Source organism: Frankia gtarii (genome assembly GCF_025403375.1).
GTDB classification, from domain to species: domain Bacteria; phylum Actinomycetota; class Actinomycetes; order Frankiales; family Frankiaceae; genus Frankia; species Frankia gtarii.
Map to the genome: position 1 here is coordinate 16,687 of NZ_JAMPTM010000039.1, position 16,851 is coordinate 33,537.

At 73.1% G+C, this 16,851-nt stretch carries 13 protein-coding genes; 5 read left to right on the plus strand and 8 right to left on the minus strand.

Annotation, left to right across the window (positions count from 1 at the left end; genetic code table 11):
* The first annotated feature begins 112 nt into the window (after positions 1-112).
* Positions 113-436, plus strand: a complete 324-nt coding sequence (locus NBZ83_RS08840; RefSeq protein WP_261567565.1) for a ferredoxin — start codon at positions 113-115, stop codon at positions 434-436.
* A 532-nt stretch (positions 437-968) separates the two neighbouring features.
* On the opposite strand, the gene NBZ83_RS08845 is transcribed toward NBZ83_RS08840, so the two are convergent.
* Both NBZ83_RS08845 and NBZ83_RS08850 read right to left on the minus strand, forming a co-directional pair.
* Positions 969-1,997: a tRNA (adenine-N1)-methyltransferase gene (locus tag NBZ83_RS08845; protein WP_261574733.1), complete on the minus strand. Its 1,029-nt coding sequence runs from the start codon at positions 1,995-1,997 to the stop codon at positions 969-971.
* Positions 1,994-3,184, minus strand: a complete 1,191-nt coding sequence (locus NBZ83_RS08850; protein ID WP_261567567.1) for a site-2 protease family protein — start codon at positions 3,182-3,184, stop codon at positions 1,994-1,996. The genes NBZ83_RS08845 and NBZ83_RS08850 overlap by 4 nt, the downstream gene beginning before the upstream one ends.
* A 208-nt stretch (positions 3,185-3,392) precedes the next feature.
* Between NBZ83_RS08850 and NBZ83_RS08855 the strand changes: the two genes are divergently transcribed.
* The 3 genes from NBZ83_RS08855 to NBZ83_RS08865 all read left to right on the plus strand — a co-directional run bounded on the left by NBZ83_RS08855 (position 3,393) and on the right by NBZ83_RS08865 (position 8,573).
* Positions 3,393-4,355, plus strand: coding sequence for a RecB family exonuclease (locus NBZ83_RS08855; protein ID WP_261574734.1), 963 nt, complete (start codon positions 3,393-3,395; stop codon positions 4,353-4,355).
* 290 nt (positions 4,356-4,645) lie between these two features.
* Positions 4,646-6,037: an ABC transporter ATP-binding protein gene (locus tag NBZ83_RS08860; RefSeq protein ID WP_261567569.1), complete on the plus strand. Its 1,392-nt coding sequence runs from the start codon at positions 4,646-4,648 to the stop codon at positions 6,035-6,037.
* A 4-nt stretch (positions 6,038-6,041) separates the two neighbouring features.
* Positions 6,042-8,573, plus strand: coding sequence for an ABC transporter permease (locus NBZ83_RS08865; RefSeq protein ID WP_261574735.1), 2,532 nt, complete (start codon positions 6,042-6,044; stop codon positions 8,571-8,573).
* Between the two features lie 106 nt (positions 8,574-8,679).
* Here NBZ83_RS08865 and NBZ83_RS08870 read toward each other — a convergent pair whose 3' ends face one another.
* The gene (locus NBZ83_RS08870; RefSeq protein WP_438803185.1) at positions 8,680-9,468 is read right to left on the minus strand and encodes an HAD family hydrolase; all 789 of its coding nucleotides are present in this window, start codon (positions 9,466-9,468) and stop codon (positions 8,680-8,682) included.
* Positions 9,469-10,560: 1,092 nt separating this feature from the next.
* Between NBZ83_RS08870 and NBZ83_RS08875 the strand changes: the two genes are divergently transcribed.
* Complete coding sequence (locus tag NBZ83_RS08875; RefSeq protein ID WP_009737775.1) at positions 10,561-11,403, plus strand: PAC2 family protein; 843 nt, start codon at positions 10,561-10,563, stop codon at positions 11,401-11,403.
* 145 nt (positions 11,404-11,548) lie between these two features.
* On the opposite strand, the gene NBZ83_RS08880 is transcribed toward NBZ83_RS08875, so the two are convergent.
* The 5 genes from NBZ83_RS08880 to NBZ83_RS08900 all read right to left on the minus strand — a co-directional run bounded on the left by NBZ83_RS08880 (position 11,549) and on the right by NBZ83_RS08900 (position 16,610).
* Positions 11,549-12,859 (minus strand): hypothetical protein, encoded by a 1,311-nt coding sequence (locus NBZ83_RS08880; RefSeq protein WP_261574736.1) that lies wholly within the window; start codon positions 12,857-12,859, stop codon positions 11,549-11,551.
* A gap of 3 nt (positions 12,860-12,862) precedes the next feature.
* The gene (mshC, locus tag NBZ83_RS08885) at positions 12,863-14,170 is read right to left on the minus strand and encodes a cysteine--1-D-myo-inosityl 2-amino-2-deoxy-alpha-D-glucopyranoside ligase (protein WP_261567572.1); all 1,308 of its coding nucleotides are present in this window, start codon (positions 14,168-14,170) and stop codon (positions 12,863-12,865) included.
* A gap of 132 nt (positions 14,171-14,302) precedes the next feature.
* Positions 14,303-15,082 carry an SCO1664 family protein gene (locus tag NBZ83_RS08890; RefSeq protein WP_261567573.1) on the minus strand — a complete coding sequence of 260 codons (780 nt, stop codon included), beginning with the start codon at positions 15,080-15,082 and terminating at the stop codon, positions 14,303-14,305.
* 157 nt (positions 15,083-15,239) lie between these two features.
* Positions 15,240-15,782 (minus strand): DUF3090 family protein, encoded by a 543-nt coding sequence (locus tag NBZ83_RS08895; protein ID WP_261567574.1) that lies wholly within the window; start codon positions 15,780-15,782, stop codon positions 15,240-15,242.
* A gap of 6 nt (positions 15,783-15,788) precedes the next feature.
* Positions 15,789-16,610, minus strand: a complete 822-nt coding sequence (locus NBZ83_RS08900; RefSeq protein WP_261567575.1) for a histidine phosphatase family protein — start codon at positions 16,608-16,610, stop codon at positions 15,789-15,791.
* Between the last annotated feature and the right edge of the window lie 241 nt (positions 16,611-16,851).

Here is a 16,851-nt window from a genome sequence, read left to right on the forward strand (position 1 = left end):
CCACCTCCCCCGTGCTGACCGGGACGCACCCACACTACCGTTGTGACCGCCGCTGGCAGGCCGGTCACGCAAGGACGACCGAGCTTTGCCGTAAACAGCGGGTTACGGTGCCATGGTGACAGAAGATCGGAGCCCTGTGGCAACTCCAGCGAAGCCGGGCGTTTCGGCGGGCCTGCGCGTGCGGGTCGACCAGAACGCGTGCACCGGCGACGGTCTGTGCGTCCAGCTCGCCCCGAGCGTCTTCGAGTTCGACGTCGACGGGCTGGCCTACGTCAAGGACGATGCCGGCGAGCTCCAGACGACCGGCGGAGCGTACGTGCCGGTGCCCCTCCCCATGGTCGACGCGGTCGTCGACGCGGCCGACGAGTGCCCCGGGACGTGCATCTACGTCGAACGCCCGGACGGCACCCTGGAGGCCGGCGGCCCCCTGGGCTGACGCCTCCGTCACGCCGAGGCCCCTCCGCCGCCGCGAAGCCCCTCCGTCGCCGCGAAACTTTGCAGGAGGTTGAGGACGCTCCAAGGGCGGCGAGAGGTCACTGACCTCCGGCACCTGCGGCGACCCCACGGGTGGGCCGATCGGGGCGGCAGGGCGCGGTGCGTGGCCTCTCCTGGTCCGCGCGGGTCAGGCCCAGGGCCTGCCTGGTCGGCTTGGCCTCGTGCAGCCGTTCATCAGTTCCTTTCCGATGCCCGGTGACAGAGTGTGATGTCGGACGGCACCCGCCTCGCCGCCGGACGGCCCCCGGTCCCCCCGCCTCGCGAGACGGAGTTGTGCCTGGGAACGGGGCAACTTGTTCCTTCTGGGGGACGAATCGGACGCCGAACCCCCAGAAGGAACAGGTAGGCGTTCTCCCACGCATCCGCCGCCGGCACCCGAGCCGTCGCCCGGTTCGCGCGACCCGCCTCAGCCACACCGTCGGCTGTCACGGAACGTGATAGCAGGAGGGGAAGGGGCTTCTGCGGCGGCTCCCCTAGCTAGCTGGTGGAGTCACGCTCTCACGCGTGGCTTCGGGTACCGCGTCCACGGCTTCGGGCGCAGCGCCGCCGAGGGCCGTCGCGGCCGGCTCGGCGAGGGGGGCACCCGCCTCGGCCGGATCCGTGGCAGCCGGATCCGTGGCAGCCGGATCGCCGAGAGCGCCCTTGGCCGGGCGTCGGCGGCGGACCGGGGGCGTGACCCCGTCGGCGAGGCGGCGCGCGGTGACGAGGAAGCCCGTGTGGCCGACCATGCGGTGGCCGGGTCGGACCGCGAGGCCCTCGACATGCCAGTCCCGCATCATCGTCTCCCAGGCGGCGGGCTCGGCGAACGTGCCGTGCCCCCGCAGGGTCTCCACGACCCGGGAGAGCTGCGTGGTGGTGGCGACGTAGGCGCAGACCACCCCACCGGGAACGAGCGCCGCGCTGACGGCGTCCACGACGTCCCAGGGCGCGAGCATGTCGAGGACGACCCGGTCGACCTCCCGCTCGGTCGTCTCGGCCAGGTCGCCGACGATGATCGTGTGCGCGGGATGCGGCCCGCCGAAGAACGTTTCGATGTTGCGCGCGGCGATGGCGGCGAAGTCCTCCCGCCGCTCGTAGGAGATCAGCCGGCCGGCGTCCCCGATGGTGCGTAGCAGGGAGCAGGACAGCGCGCCCGAACCGACGCCGGCCTCCAGCACCCGGGCGCCCGGGAAGATGTCCGCGTAGGTGACGATCTGGCCCGCGTCCTTGGGGTACACGACGGTCGCCCCGCGGGGCATCGACAGCACGAAGTCCACGAGCAGGGGACGCAGCGCCAGGTAATCGGTGCCGCCGGTACTGGTGACGACGATGCCCTCGGGCTGGCCGAGCAGCGCGTCATGCTCGACAGCGCCGCGGTGGGTGTGGAACTGCTGACCCGGCTCCAGGACGACGGTGTGTTTGCGCCCCTTGGGATCGGTGAGTTGGACTCGGTCACCCTTGGTAAACAGACCGCGCCGGTGAGCCGCGCCGGTGGGGCCGGGGCGAAGATCGGAATCGGTCACCGCTGCGCCACCATGCGCGCGGCGGCGGCCGGGTCGAGGCGGGCGACCAGGTCGACCATGGCAAGCACGCCTACCGGCCGGCCGCTCTGCAGCACCAAGTACTCCGAGGCGGGCATGCGCTGTACGGCAGCAAGCAGGTCCTCGCCCTCCAGATCGGCGTCGAGCACCATTCCGGGCGCGATCTCCCGGCTCACCTCGTCCACGGACATCCACGGCCTCCGATGCTCGGGCAGCGCGTCGACCGCCGAGCCATTCATGATCTTGATGGGGTTTCCGTCCCGGTCTATCACCGCGACGGCGGTGGCGCCGACCTCCTGAGCCCGGCGCAACGCCTCGGCCAGCGGCACGGCGCCCTCGACGGGCAGCGTCCGACGCACCAGCCGGCCGGCGGACAGCCCCGGCAGCCGCCCGCGCAGCTGGGCCGCCCGCAACGACTGGAAGGCCGCGAACGCCAGGAACGCCGCCAGAGCATACGTGTAGAACAGGCCGAAGCTGTCACCGGAGATCGTCGTCCCCCAGACGACCATGCCCGCGGCCACCACGAAGCCGCCGTAGGCGCCGGCCCGCAGCCCGCGCAGCTTGTCCCCGGTCGCCGCCCACACGGCGGCGATGACCACCCGCCCGCCGTCCAACGGCACGCCGGGAGCCAGGTTGAACACGAACAGCGCCAGGTTGATGACGCCGAGATCGCGCAGCACCACCCCGACGTGGGTGTCGTCGCCGATGCCGAGCAGGCCGAGGAAGCACAGCCCGGCGAGCAGGCCGTTGAGCGCCGGACCGACGAAGGCGATGAGGAACTCACGGCCGGGGCTGCGGGGTTCGGGCTCGAACTCGGTGAACCCGGCGAACCCGTGCAGCGTCACCGAGCGGACGGTGTGTCCGAAGGCGAGCGCGGTCAGGCAGTGGCCGATCTCGTGGACGAGCAGAGAAGCCAGAAAGCCGAGGGAGATCACCGTGGCCATCGCGAGGACCTGGCCGTCCGACGCCGTCGGCAGCCGGTCCCGGATGGAGCCGGAGAGCAGGTAGGCCACCAGCAGCGCGAAGACCAGCGCGAGCGGCGACACCATGATCGGGACACCTCGGATCCGCCCGATCATCACTCCGGACGGGCGTTCGCCCGGGTGCCGCGACGCACCACCCGTGCCGCCGTGGGCATCCGAGCCGGCGCCACCGCGCTGATCCGTCATGGAACCGATGCTACGGACCAGATCCAGCCACGTCTGCCCGCCCTGTCCGCGCCTGTGACCAGCGGGGGCAGGGCGGGGCCGTGACGTGGCCCGGGTACGGCGCGCCGATGTCCATGCGGACGCCACGCTGGCGGAGCACGCGAGGCGCCGCCGGCGGCGGTCGGGACCGACCCGTGGGAGTGTCGGAGGCGGGTTCTAGGGTCGGGACATGACCACGACGCCGCCGCCCGGTTCCGCGGCATCCAGCGGTTTCCCGGCGCCGGCCGCCGAGCCGCCGCCACCGGCTGTCGCGTCGGCCAGCCCGCGCAGCGCCGACCGGCCGCTGATCGGTTCGCTGTCGCCGTCGCGGGCGGCCGACTTCGTCAACTGCCCGCTGCGCTACCGCTTCCGCGTCGTCGACCGGCTGCCCGAACCGCCGAGCGAGGCGGCCAGCCGCGGGACTGTCGTGCACTCGGTGCTGGAGAACCTGTTCGACCTGCCCCCGGCCGGGCGGACCCTCGAGGCGGCCCGCACGCTGGTCGAGCCGGCCTGGCAGGCACTGCGTGAACGGGAGCCGGCGGTCGAGGCGCTCTTCGACGGCCCGGACGCGCTGGCCGCCTGGCTGGATTCGGCGCGCGAGCTGCTCGCCGGGTACTTCGCGCTGGAGGATCCGGCCCGGCTCGCCCCGTCGGCCCGCGAGCTCTACGTGGAGCACGTGCTCGACTCCGGGCTGCGGTTGCGCGGCTACGTGGATCGGCTCGACGAGGCGTCGACCGCGCAGGGCCTGGCCCTGCGGGTGGTCGACTACAAGACCGGCCGCTCGCCGGGCCCGGCGTTCGAGGCCTCGGCCATGTTCCAGATGCGGTTCTACGCCCTGTTGCTGTGGCGGATCCGCGGTGTGATCCCCCGGGAGCTGCGCCTGTACTACCTCGGCGATCGCACCTGGCTGCGGGCCGCCCCCGACGAGGCGGATCTGCGGGCCACCGAGCGGCGGATCGAGGCGCTGTGGGCGGCGATCGACCGCGCCCACCGCACCGGAGACTGGCGAGCCACGCCGAACCGCCTGTGCTCCTGGTGCCACCACCAGGCACTGTGCCCGGCGTTCGGCGGCACGCCGCCGCCGCTGCCCCAGCAGGCGCCCGCGGTCCCCCTCGACAAGGCGGCCCCGACGGTCTGCGAGGCCGAGGGCTGAGCCCCGCCGAGGGACGACGCCGGCGGCGGCGAACATGGAGTAACGATGAGAGGAATGCGGCGGTGTCACGGGATTCCGGATCGATCCCGAGATGCCGATCATCCTTGGCTCGTTGAGGAGTCCGACGGCAAGATCAGGGGGATCCGGACCGAGCGGCCGAGGGCCGGATCCCGCCGAGCGCGGCAACCCGCGTGCCGAAACATCTACAGAGGACGATGGGATGGCCCCGCCCCCAGCGGCGGGCAGGGCCATCGCCAGACGCGCCGAGCACATAAGGAGAGGACGTCACGATGGCCCGACGGACCGAATCATCCCCAGGTGGGAGGCAGGACGCGGGCAAGGGCGCTCCGCGCGGTCGCCCACCGCGGGTGGCGCGGACCGCCGAGCGCGGGGACGCCCGCCGCGAGCAGGCCGCCGCGGTCGGCACCGGCGGCGCAGTCCCGGCGGCGCGGGCCGATCGGCTGACGAAGGTCTACGGCACCGGGGACACCACCGTCACGGCGCTGCGCGGAATCGACCTGGACTTCCCCCGCGGCCGCTTCACTGCGATCATGGGGCCTTCTGGCTCCGGGAAGTCCACGCTCATGCACTGCCTGGCCGGCCTGGACACGGTGACCCGCGGGCGGGTGTTCATCGGCGACGTCGACCTGTCCCGGCTGTCGGACAGGGAGCTCACCCGACTGCGCCGGGACCGGATCGGTTTCATCTTCCAACAGTTCAACCTGCTGCCGACGCTGACCGCGGCGGAGAACATCACGCTGCCGCTGAGCATCGCGGGTCGCGCCCCGGACCAGGCCTGGATGCGCACCGTCGTCGACGCGGTCGGCCTCGCTCCCCGGCTGAGGCACCGGCCGAGCGAGCTGTCCGGTGGTCAGCAGCAACGGGTCGCCTGCGCCCGCGCCCTCGTCACCCGACCCGAGATCATCTTCGCCGATGAGCCGACCGGAAACCTGGACTCGCGCTCGGGCGCCGAGGTGCTGTCGTTCCTGCGGGACTCGGTCACCGAGCTCGGGCAGACGATCGTCATGGTGACGCACGACGCCACGGCCGCCTCCTACTCGGACGAGGTGATCTTCCTCGCGGACGGCCTGCTCGTCGACGCGATCGAACAGCCGACCGCGGACGAGGTGCTCGACCGGATGAAGCACCTCGACGCCGCCCAGCGCGGGCTGCTCTCCGACGACACCAACACGCCCCAGGAACCCGACGACTACGACGACCATCACCACGACGACGACCACCGCCATGACGATCGGGGCCGCCACGAGGACCGGGACCGCCGTGGATGGGGCCCACGCGATCGTCCGGCCGACCGTGGCCGCGGCGTGGTGACCGGCCCGCGGGGCTACCCGGCGGCCGACGACCGGCACGGCGGCTACGACTACCCCGACCAGCACTACGGCAACGGCAGCCGGCCGGCGCCCTATGACGGCCGCTACGCCGAGCCGTTCACCGGGGAGTTCGACTCCGTGCCGGGGCCCAAGAACGGGCTGCTGGACGAGACCGGGCCGCTGGACGAGCAGGGGCCGAACGGCGGGCGCTACGGCGGACCGGCGGGCGACCCGCGGCGGCACCGGCCGGTACCGCGCCCCCTCGGCCCGCGCGACGCCGACGACACCGGCGGCTACGGCGCCCCGGGCGGCTACCCGGCGGACGGGCCGGGGTCGGCGGGCTGGGCCTGAGCCGATGCTGCGCGCCACCCTCAAAAGTCTGCTGGCCCGCAAGATCCGGCTGGTCCTGTCCATGCTCGCGGTCGTCGTCGGCGTGAGCTTCGTCACGGGAACCCTGGTCCTGACGGACACGCTCAACCGGACATTCGACTCCCTGTTCGCCGACATCAACAAGAACGTCAGCGTCGCGGTCCGGGTCGTCAACCAGATCGACCCGACGAGCGACTCCGGCCGACCTCCGCTACCCGCGTCGGTCCTCGACACCGTCGCCAAGGTCGACGGGGTGCGGGCGGCCGTCGGGTCGGTCAACGGCCAGGCCATGCTCGTCAACCCGCGCACCGGCAAGCCGGCGAAGGAGGGCGGGGCGCCGGGGCTGGGCACCAACTGGACCGGCGGCCAGCCGACCGCATCCGAGCAGCTCGCCGAGGGCCGCGCCCCGGGTCCCGGGGAAATCGTGGTGGATCGGGCGACCGCGCGGGATCTGCACCTGGCCCTCGGTACGCGGATCTCCGTGCAGACCAAGGGGGTGCCCGCGACCTACACGCTGGTCGGCACGTTCCGAGTGGCCGGGCAGGACAGCCTCGGCGGCGCCGCCCTGACCGCGTTCGACACCGCCACCGCCCAGCGGGTGCTGCTTGCCCCCGGCCAGTTCAGTTCCGTCCATCTGGCGGCCGTCCCCGGCCTCGGCCAGCAGGAGCTGCGCGCGCGGGTCGCCGCCGTGCTCCCCGCCGGCGACGAGGCGATCACCGGCACGCAGTTGGCGAAGGAGAGCGCCAGTGCCGTGCAGCAGGCGATCGGTGGCTTCTCGACCTTCCTGCTGATCTTCGCGGCAATCTCGGTGTTCGTCGGGGCGTTCATCATCTTCAACACGTTCACCATGCTGGTGGCGCAGCGGGTGCGGGAGCTGGCACTGCTGCGGGCGATCGGCGCGAGCCGGCGTCAGGTGCAGGTGTCGTTGCAGGTGGAGGCGGCTCTGGTCGGTTTCGCCGGGGCGAGCGTGGGGCTGCTGTTCGGCGCAGGACTCGCCGTGCTGCTGAGGGCCGCGGTCGGGGCGTTCGGCGTGGACCTGCCCAGCGGCCCGCTGGTCTTCGACGCGCGCACGATCATCGCCGCCTACGCCGTGGGAGTCCTGATCACCTCGGCCGCGGCCTTCGTGCCGGCGCGCAAGGCGGCGTCCGTTCCGCCGATCGCGGCCATGCGGGAGACCTACGTGCTGCCGACACGCTCGCTGCGTACCCGGGCCGTCGCCGGGATCGCCCTCACGGCGCTCGGGGTGCTGCTGCTGGTCTTCGGGACCGCGTCGGCGGGCAAGTCGGGAGCAACCTCCGTCGGGGTCGGCGCCGCGGGGATCTTCCTCGGTATCGCCACCCTGTCACCCCTGCTGTCCGGCCCGATCATCCGGGTGCTCGGCGCGCCGTTCGTCTCGCTGTTCGGCACCACCGGCCGGCTCGGCCGGGAGAACGCGATGCGCAATCCGCGGCGCACCGCCTCGACCGCCTCCGCCCTCATGATCGGCCTCGCCCTGGTAGGCGCCTTCTCGATCCTCGGTCAATCGATCAAAGAGTCGGTGCGGACGACCGTGCAGAACAGTCTCGGCGCCGACTTCTTCCTGACCGGCCAGGGCTTCGGCCAGGGTTTCAGCGGCCAGGTGGCGCGCGACCTGGCCGGCAAGCCCGGCATCGAGGTCGCGACCGGGCTGCGCGGCGGCCTGGTGAAGGCCGGCGGACGCGACGCCCAGGTACTCGCCGGGGATCCGGCCGGCTTGCCCCGGGTCCTGGCGCTCAAGAAGGTGGCCGGAGACCTCCACGCCCTCAGCGACCGCACGATCCTCGTGGATGACGCCACCGCCGCCGACCGCCACCTCACCGTCGGCCAGAAGATCCCCGTCACCTTCCCCGACGGCACCCAGGACCTCACCCTCGCCGGGACGTACAAGAAGAGCCAGGTGGCCGGCTCCTGGATCATCTCCACCGGCCAGCTCGCCCGCCACTCCACCGACGACCTCGACCTGTTCGTGCTGATCAAACGCGCCGACGGGGCCGACCCCGCGGCCGTACGCGCCGAGATCGACAAGGTCGTCAAGCCGTACGCCACGGTCGAGGTGCGCGACCAGTCGGAGTTCGTCGCCCAGCAGGAGAAGCAGATCGACCAGCTGCTCGGCTTCATCTACGTCCTGCTGGCCCTGGCCGTGGTCATCGCCCTGTTCGGCATCGTGAACACGCTCGCCCTGTCCGTGATCGAACGGACCCGGGAGATCGGGCTGCTGCGCGCCGTGGGCATGAGTCGCGGGCAGATGCGGGCCATGGTCGTCATGGAGTCGACGATCATCTCGGTCTTCGGCGCCGTGCTCGGGGTGGCCGTCGGCAGCGTCTTCGGCTGGGCCCTGACCAAGGCGCTGGCCTCCCAGGGCATCAACACGTTCGCCTACCCGGTCCCGACAATCCTCCTCGTCATCATCGCCGGCATCGTGCTCGGCATCCTCGCCGCCGTCTTCCCCGCCCGCCGCGCCGCCAGAATGGACGTCCTGCGCGCCATCTCCGCCAGCTGACCGTCCGTCTGACCCGTCCCGTCTGACCCGTCTCGGGCTGGGACGGCGTCCCCGGCGGACATCGCCGACCTGGTGCGACGCGCGCTGGCGCTGGCCGAGGTCGCGGTCAGGTCCCCAAAGGCCGGGCGCTCAGCAGATCGTCGAGCAGGTCAAGGGTGACATCGTGCAGGCTGGCGACGATCGCGGCGAGGCCGACGGGCAGGAGTTCACCAGTGTCCGCTGACGCCCCATCCGACGGCCCCACGCCAGACGACCCCGCCTCCGGTGGCACGACGGGTGGCACGGAGGACGGATGCACGGCGGCGCGGTCGAGCAGGTCCGGCATGGAGGGGACCAGGATGGTCGCGCAGCCGGCGGCGACGCCGGCGCGGGCGCCCGACGGGCTGTCCTCCAGGACAACGCAACGCCGCGGGTCCACGCCGAGCATGCGGGCGGCGGCCAGGTAGGGCTCGGGATCCGGTTTGCGCCGGCTCACCTCGTCGCCGGCCACCGTCGCCGCGAACAGGTCGCGGCCGATGACGCCGAGCACGGGGTCCATCAGGTCCCGGAAGGACGAGGACACCAGCGCCACCGGAACACCCTGCTCCCGCAGGACAGCGAGCAGTTCGACGGCGCCGGGCTGTGGAATGATCACACCGGACTCACGGAACAGCTCGGCGGAGCGTCGCAGTAGGAAACGCTCCGTGGCCGGGACGTCGGACGACGGCCGGCCGAGCATCGACACCATGAGCGGCACCGCGGTGTCGATGCCGTGGCCGATCATCGCCCGCTTCATCTCCGGCGTGAACTCGCCGCCGAGCCGCGCCGCCGCCTCATGCTCGGCGACGGTCCAGATGGGTTCCGTGTCGACGAGCAGGCCGTCCATGTCGAAGAAGACCGCCGCGAGGCTTCCCACGTTCGCTCCTAGCTCGAATCGGCGCGCGCCGGATGGTTCCGGGCGCGCGGGACGACGTGCCTTGCCTGGACGCGGCTACCAGCTACCAGCTACCGGGATTGCCCGCGCCGGCCGGTCCCACCGGGACGGGATCGGTTCCGGTCTGATGAGGCCCGCTCCGCCCGGTGCGAACCGGTCCAGTCCGTATGCTGCCGGATCGCGGCCGCACCGCGGACGGCGGGCGGCAAACCGGGCCCGGGACACGGGACACGGGAAGCGGCCCGTCCGGGCGGCCGGGGCCTGAGGACCTCGTTACACCGCTCGTCGGCGGAAATGCCACACGGGAGGGGGGCCCGGCCCGGCAACATGGTGACCATGGCGCCAGAGGCTTCCGGCACCCGTCGCGGCAGGACGGGCAGCGGACCATCGGACATCGGCCGGGCAGCCCGGCGAAGATCTACCCGGTGCGGGCGGCCGTCGCGCCAGGACAGTCCCCCGCGGGCGCCGATCACCCCGCGCGGGCGCTCGTCCTCACGGCAGGCCATCCCGCCGGGATGCGGGTCGGCGGGATGCGGGTCGGCGGGGACGCCTTCAGGCGTGGCAGTGTGAGCGTGGCCGGCCCGGGGGGTGGCAGGACCAACCCAGCAGCCACCGGTTGCGCTGCGGCTGGGCGTGATGGGTGCGCGCTGCCCCCGCCGGGGCGGGTGTGGCCGAGGCGGCCGCCGGGGCAGGGAGCCGGGCAGAGAGGCCGGCCGGCAGGCGGAAGTGGGCGGCTACCACAACGAAGACCGTGCCCGCTGCGGCCGTTCACCTTCCCGCCACAGCGGGTACTCGTCGGGAGCCGGTACGGTGCAGCCACCGCGTCGATCCGGAACGGATGTCCGATCCGCCCGGCGTCGCTGGTCATCGACAGACCGAGGAAAGGCGTTCCCACGAGAACACCGGCAGACTGGTCCCGCGGAGGTCCGCCGCGGGCGAGGGCAGATTTCATACCGGATGCAAGGAGGGCTGACGTAACGGATGTCGGCTCTGGGCAGGAGTCGTCTCCGTGAGGACGTACCGTTGCACTGTCACGGGGGCAGTGGGCCGCCGCTGGGCGGCAGGAGGTGGTAGGTGATCGAGTTCTCCGGCGTCGGTCAACTGCGGTCGCCGGTCGTGGTAGCTGCCTTCGAAGGCTGGAACGACGCCGCCGACGCGTCGTCCGCCGCCGTGGAGCATCTGGAGACGGCGTTCAAGGCCCGGGTGATCGGTGCGATAGACCCGGACGACTACTACGACTTCCAGGTGAACCGGCCGACGGTAAGCGGGACGGACGGGGCGTCTCGTAAGATCACCTGGCCGACCACCCGGCTGTCGGTGGCACGCCCGCCGAAGTCGGAGACGGACCTGGTGCTCATCCGCGGGCTGGAGCCGAACATGCGCTGGCGCGGCTTCACCGACGAACTGATCGAGGCGGTGCACGCCCTCGGCAGCGATATGGTGATCTCGCTTGGCGCGCTGCTGGCAGACTCCCCGCACACCCGTCCGGTGCCCATCAGCGGGACTGCCGGGGACGCGGCGACAGCGGCAAGGCTCGGGTTGGAACCGTCGCGCTACGAGGGTCCGACCGGCATCGTCGGGGTTTTCGGGGAGGCCTGCGCACGGGCGGAGCTGGCGTCGGTGTCGTTCTGGGCGGCGGTGCCGCACTATGTCGCGAACCCGCCCTGTCCGAAGGCGACGCTCGCCCTGCTGCGCCGGGTGGAGGACCTGCTCGACATCGAGATCCCGCTCGGGGATCTGCCGGAGCGGGCCAAGGCGTGGGAGCGTCAGGTCGACGAGCTCGCCGCCGGGGACACCGAAGTCGCCGAGTACGTCCGCTCGTTGGAGTCCCGGGAGCCGGAGACCGCGTTGCCCGAGGCCAGCGGCGACGCGATCGCCCGCGAGTTCGAACGCTACCTACGACGCCGCGGGCAGTGATTCCACCCGTATCCTGACGCCACCCGGCGGCCCGATCGGCCGCCGGGTTCGAGCGCGCCGTGCGCCGTGCCCGGCAAGGTAGGTCCTGCGGTCGCCGGGGCGGGGCGGCGGTGCGTGCAGTCCGCCGCCCCGGCCCGGTGGCGGACTATTCCTCGACGATCTCGGCGTCGATGATGTCCTCGTCGGCGCCCCGGCGGAACGGGACTCCTGCGGTGCTGGCCGCCGGCTCCCGCGGCGCGGCGCTCGCCGAGTACGGCTCGGCGTCGGCGGCCTCACCCTGCCGATGCCGACCCGGCGGGCGCCGACCGAGCCCGGCGGCACCCATGCGGCCCACGACCCGACCGGACGCCGCATCAGCGCCGATGGTCTGGCCGGCGGCGCTGACGGAGAACGCATTACCGTCGACACCGCCCGGGGAGCCGAAGGCGCCCGCCGCGTCCCACGCCGGCCCGCCGGCACCCGCGGCCGCCGACCAGCCCGCACCGTGCTGGCTATCACCGCGCTGGGCCGTGCCGTGCTGGGCGGTGGCCGAGGACCCCGGTGCGCCGGGGCTGTCGGCCACCCTGGGCCGGGGCGGGGTGTCCACGGAGGGTGAGGCGCCCGCGAACGGGGCCGGCGGCGGCGGCCCGTCCACGACCGTCGGGGGGGTGGCCTCGGTTCCGCCTGGGAAGGCGTTGCCGCCTGGGAAGGCGTTGCCGGCCGGGAAGGCGTTGCCGGCCGTCTGCGGGGCGGACGCGCCGGGAACGAAGCGGTCCTGCGTACCACCCGCGGGGGAGCCAGCGCCGTCGGCGGGGAAGTCGGCGCCGTCGGCGGCTAAGTCGCCGACCCCGGCGGGGGCGGGGCCGGCGGCTTGCGACGGGGTCGCGCCGGCCCGGGCCAGGTCGGTGACGACGCGGTCGACCTCGTCGGAGCCGAGGATGCGGCGCAGTCGCAGGACCGCCCCGATGATCTCCCCCTGCTGGTGACGGATGGCGTCGAGGGACGCGGAGCTGCGGGCGATCTCGTCTGCCAGTTCACGGTGGCGTTCCAGGGCAAGCCGGCGGCTCTCCTCCACCGCGTCGAGCAGGAGCTTCTCGGCCTGCTCACGGGCCTCGCGAACGATCGGATGGTTCGCCCCGGCGTCCTCGATCACCTCCTCCAGGGCGGACTCGGCGATCTGGCGAGCGCCGTCGATGATCTCGTCGGCCTCGCGCTGGGCGATGGCGAGCATCTGCCCGATCCGGCCACCGGCCTGGGTGGCGAACTCCGTGGCACCGGCGGCGCCCGCGCTGCGCTCCCGCTCGTGCTTGAGCGCGCTCTCCGCGGCGGCCGCGCGCGAGGTCACCTGGCTGGCGTACCGCCACAGTGTGGCGAGGTAGTCGTCCACCTGGCGCGGGTCGTAGCCGTGGGCGACCTCGTCGAAGGCGGGTCGTTCGGTCGCCGCCCCGGTATCTGTCCTGCGGTGGTGAGCCCCCATCCATCAGCTCCCTCTGGGTCGGACGGGTTCAAGGTCTACACCGAGCAGTGTGTCAACGAGCCTCGAGACGAGCGCAGGCGCCTCCCCCCCGGCACCCGCCGCGCCGTCAGAACCTCGAGGGGACGCGCCGGTCGGGCCACCGCCGGCGGCGCCGGCGTCGGCGAGCGCCGCGTCGACCCAGACGTCGACCGCGGCGAGGGCGCCGGGGGCGTCGAGGTCGTCGGCGAGCCGTTCGCGGACGGCGGCGAGCACCTTCGTCGCGTCCGGGCCGGCGGGTAGGGCGACGGCCGCCCGCCACCGCTCGACCCGGGTCACCGCGTCCGACAGCAGGCCCGCCGTCCACTCCCAGTCGTCGGTGTGGCGGTGGTCGAGCAGGGCGAGGCGCAGTGCGGCCAGGTCCGTTCCGGCGCGGCGCAGCCGGGAGACGAACTCCAGGTTGCCGCGCGACTTCGACATCTTGTGGCCGTCGAGGCTGACCATCGCCGTATGCACATAGCTGCGGGCGAACGGGCGGGTACCCGCGGCGACCTCGGCGTGCGCGGCGCTGCACTCGTGGTGTGGAAAGGTCAGGTCGGTTCCCCCGCCCTGGATGTCGACGACGCCGCCGAGGTGGTGGCGGGCGATCGCGGAGCACTCGATGTGCCAGCCGGGCCGGCCGGGGCCGAACGGGGAGGGCCAGGACGGCTCCCCGGGACGCTGCGCCCGCCACAGCAGCGGGTCGAGGGGGTCCTTCTTGCCGGCGCGGCCCGGGTCGCCGCCGCGCTCGGCGCAGATCGCCAGCATCTCGGCCCGGGACAGGTGGGAAATGTCACCGAACGCGGGGGCGGCGGCGACGGAGAAGTACAGGTCATCGTCGACCTGGTAGGCCGCGCCCCGGTCGACGAGCTCGGCAACCATCTCGACGATCATCGGGATCGCCTCGACCACACCGACGTAGGAGGCCGGGGGGAGCATCCGCAGCGCGGTCATGTCCTCGCGGAAAAGCTCGATCTCCCGGTTGGCGAGGTCACGCCAGTCGAGGCCGTCCCGGTCGGCCCGCTCGAGCAGGGGATCATCGACGTCTGTAACATTTTGCACATATAGGACGGTGTGGCCGGCATCCCGCAGTACCCGCTGCGCGAGGTCATACGTCAGGTACGTGAACGCATGACCCAGGTGCGTCGCGTCATACGGCGTGATGCCGCAGACGTAGAGACGGGCCGTGGGCGCGGAATCCAGAAGTCGCACGCTCGACGTGGCCGTGTCGAAGATCCGCAAGGGCCGGCCGCGGCCTGGAAGTGGACGTATCAGAGGAGATGGCCACGCCTGCATGCGTGTCAGAGTAACCGCGAACGGTTCCCTCGGCGGGCACAAGACGGGTAACCATCCCGTAACCGACCTGCGAAAACGGACACAGGGCCGGACATCGCCGTCCGTAAGCTGACCATTCGGGAACCGTCAATTCTAGAACGGCGGCCACGGGATCGGCGGCCAGTCCCCCGAAGGCAGCGGAAAGCGGCCGTCGTCGAGCAGCCGGTGCACCCGGGCGGCCAGCGCGGCAAGCTCGGTGACGGTGATCAGCTCGGCGAGCCGGTCACCGAGGTCGCCGGCGAGCGCCTCGCCCAGGCAGCCGAGCAGGGCCCTCTCCTCGGCGGCCAACCGCCGGCCCCGCCACGTCCACAGCAACGTGCGCAGCTTGCCCTCCGGGTGGAAGGTGACGCCGTGGTCGATGCCGTGGATGCGCCCCGACGGCGCGGGCAGCAGATGCCCACCCTTGCGGTCGGCGTTGTTGATGACGGCGTCGAACAGCGCGATCCGACGCAGCTGCGGGTCGTCGGAGCGGGTGAGGGCCACCAGGTCGACGGTGACGTCGGTGTCGATCCACAGCTGGGCCATGCCCTCGCCGAACGGTCCGTCACGCAGGACCGTCGGCGGCACGATCCCGAGGTCGAGGTGGGCGGAGACCTCGTAGGCGGCCAGCTCGCGGGCGGCGAGGGTGCCGTCGGGGAAGTCCCACAGCGCCCGTTCCCCGCGAACCGGCTTGTAGACGCAGCGCCCGGCGACGTCGCCCGCGGTGATGTCGCAGTACAGCGTCGCGTTGCTGGCGTCGGCGAGCCTGGCGCTGACCGTCAGCTCGCCGCGGCGCAGCAGGTCGAGTGCGGCGGGGGCGTCGAGGCCGCCGCCGTCGATCGGATCGAGTGGCGGCCGCCGTCCCGGCGTGGGACCCGCCGCGGGAACACCCATCAGCCCAGTGTGTCCGCTGTGCACCGGCTCTGTCGCCGGGTCCGGATGGTGACCGGGGTCTCTCCGACACGAATCCGCACCCCGCGGCCCCGGCCGGTCCCCGAAGCCGCCGCGGCAGCGGCCTGACCAGGCGCGTCCCCCGGGCGCTGGGCGGCCATCAGTGCCGGTGTCCGTTCTGACGCGGGCAGACGTGATCGTCGTCGAGGGGCTGGCCACACAGCGGGCACGACGGGCGCCCGGCGTCGACGAGCCGCCCCGCCCGGCGGGCGAAGGCACGGGCGGAGCCCGCCGCCACCAGCACCCGCAGCGCGTCGGGGCCGTCCGGGTCGTCGCTGAACCCGGCGGCCGACCCCTCGCCGCCGGCCGCCTGCGCCTCGACGACGACGCGGCTGCCGCGCGGATCCCACCCGAGGGCGATCGTGGCGACCCGGAAGTCCGCCTCGATCGGCGGCTCCAGCGGCGAGGTGTCAGGCGCACCGACGGGCTCGGCGAGCTCGGCCGCGACCCCGCGCCGGCCCAGCTCGTCGAGCAGCTCGGTGAGCTGCTCGGCCAGCAGGGCGACCTGGGCCTTCTCGACCGCGACCGTGACCAGCCTCACCCCATCCCGGGCCTGCAGGTAGAACGAGCGGGCCCCGGGCGAGCCGACGGTGCCCGCGACGAACCGCTGCGGTGGGTCGAAGACGTGTATCCGGCGTGCCATGGCCGATCAGACCGCTCCCCCGCCGGCGGGCGGCGGGTAGGACCCGGCGCCCCCGCCGACGACCTCGTCGGGGCTCAGCCCGGCCGGGGGCGCCGAACCGTCCCCGGCGGCCGAGTCACCGGGGCCGCCCGCGGTGCCCGCCGTGCCCGCCGTGGACTCGCCCTCGGGCTTGGGGGGCGACGGGAGCAGCTCGGCGACGTCGCCGCCGATGTCGTTGATCCGCCGGACGAACGGTCGCCGCTCGCCGTAGCGGATCACCGTCAACGAGCACGGGTCGACGGTGATCCGGTGGTACATGTCGAGGTGCATGCCCAGGGCGTCGGCGACGATCGTGCGGATGACGTCGCCGTGCGAGCACAGCAGCCAGGTCGCGTCCGGGCCGAGCCGGTCGTTCCATTCCCGCACCGCGGTGACGCCGCGGGCCTGGGTGTCGCGCAGCGCCTCGCCCTCGGGCCCGGGGAACACCACGGCGCTGGGATGGCTCTGCACCACCGCCCACAGCGGATCCTTGGCGAGAACGGCGAGCTCCTGCCCGGTCCAGTCCCCGTAACGGCACTCCCCGAGCCGCTCGTCGACGGCGACCGGCTGGACGCCGCCGGGAGCCTGCGGCCCCTCGGGCCGCCGCGCCGCGATCGTGCCCGCCGTCTCGCGGCAGCGCTCAAGCGGGCTGCTGACGATCGCGGCGAGCGGGATGTCCCCGAGCCGATCCGCCAGGCCCGAGGCCTGCCGCCGGCCCCGCTCGTCCAGGCTGACGCCCGGGGTCCAGCCGAGGAGGATCTTGCCCGTGACGGCGGTCAGGCCGTGGCGGACCAGCAACACAGTGGTCAACCGGTCGGTCCCTTCGAGATCGGACGGGTCCGCGACGCCACCGGACCCGCGGGCGGCCATAACCGGACGCGGCGCGTGGCCGCAGCCCTGGACACGCCGGGTGCGGACCGCGGCGCGCCCTGACACAGCCACCGGTGATACCACGCTACCCAGCGGGCTTCGCCGGGCGCCGAGTGGTGCGTCGTTACGCTTCCCGGCATGCCCGACGAGTACCCGACCGCCGCCGTCCCGGGACCCGATC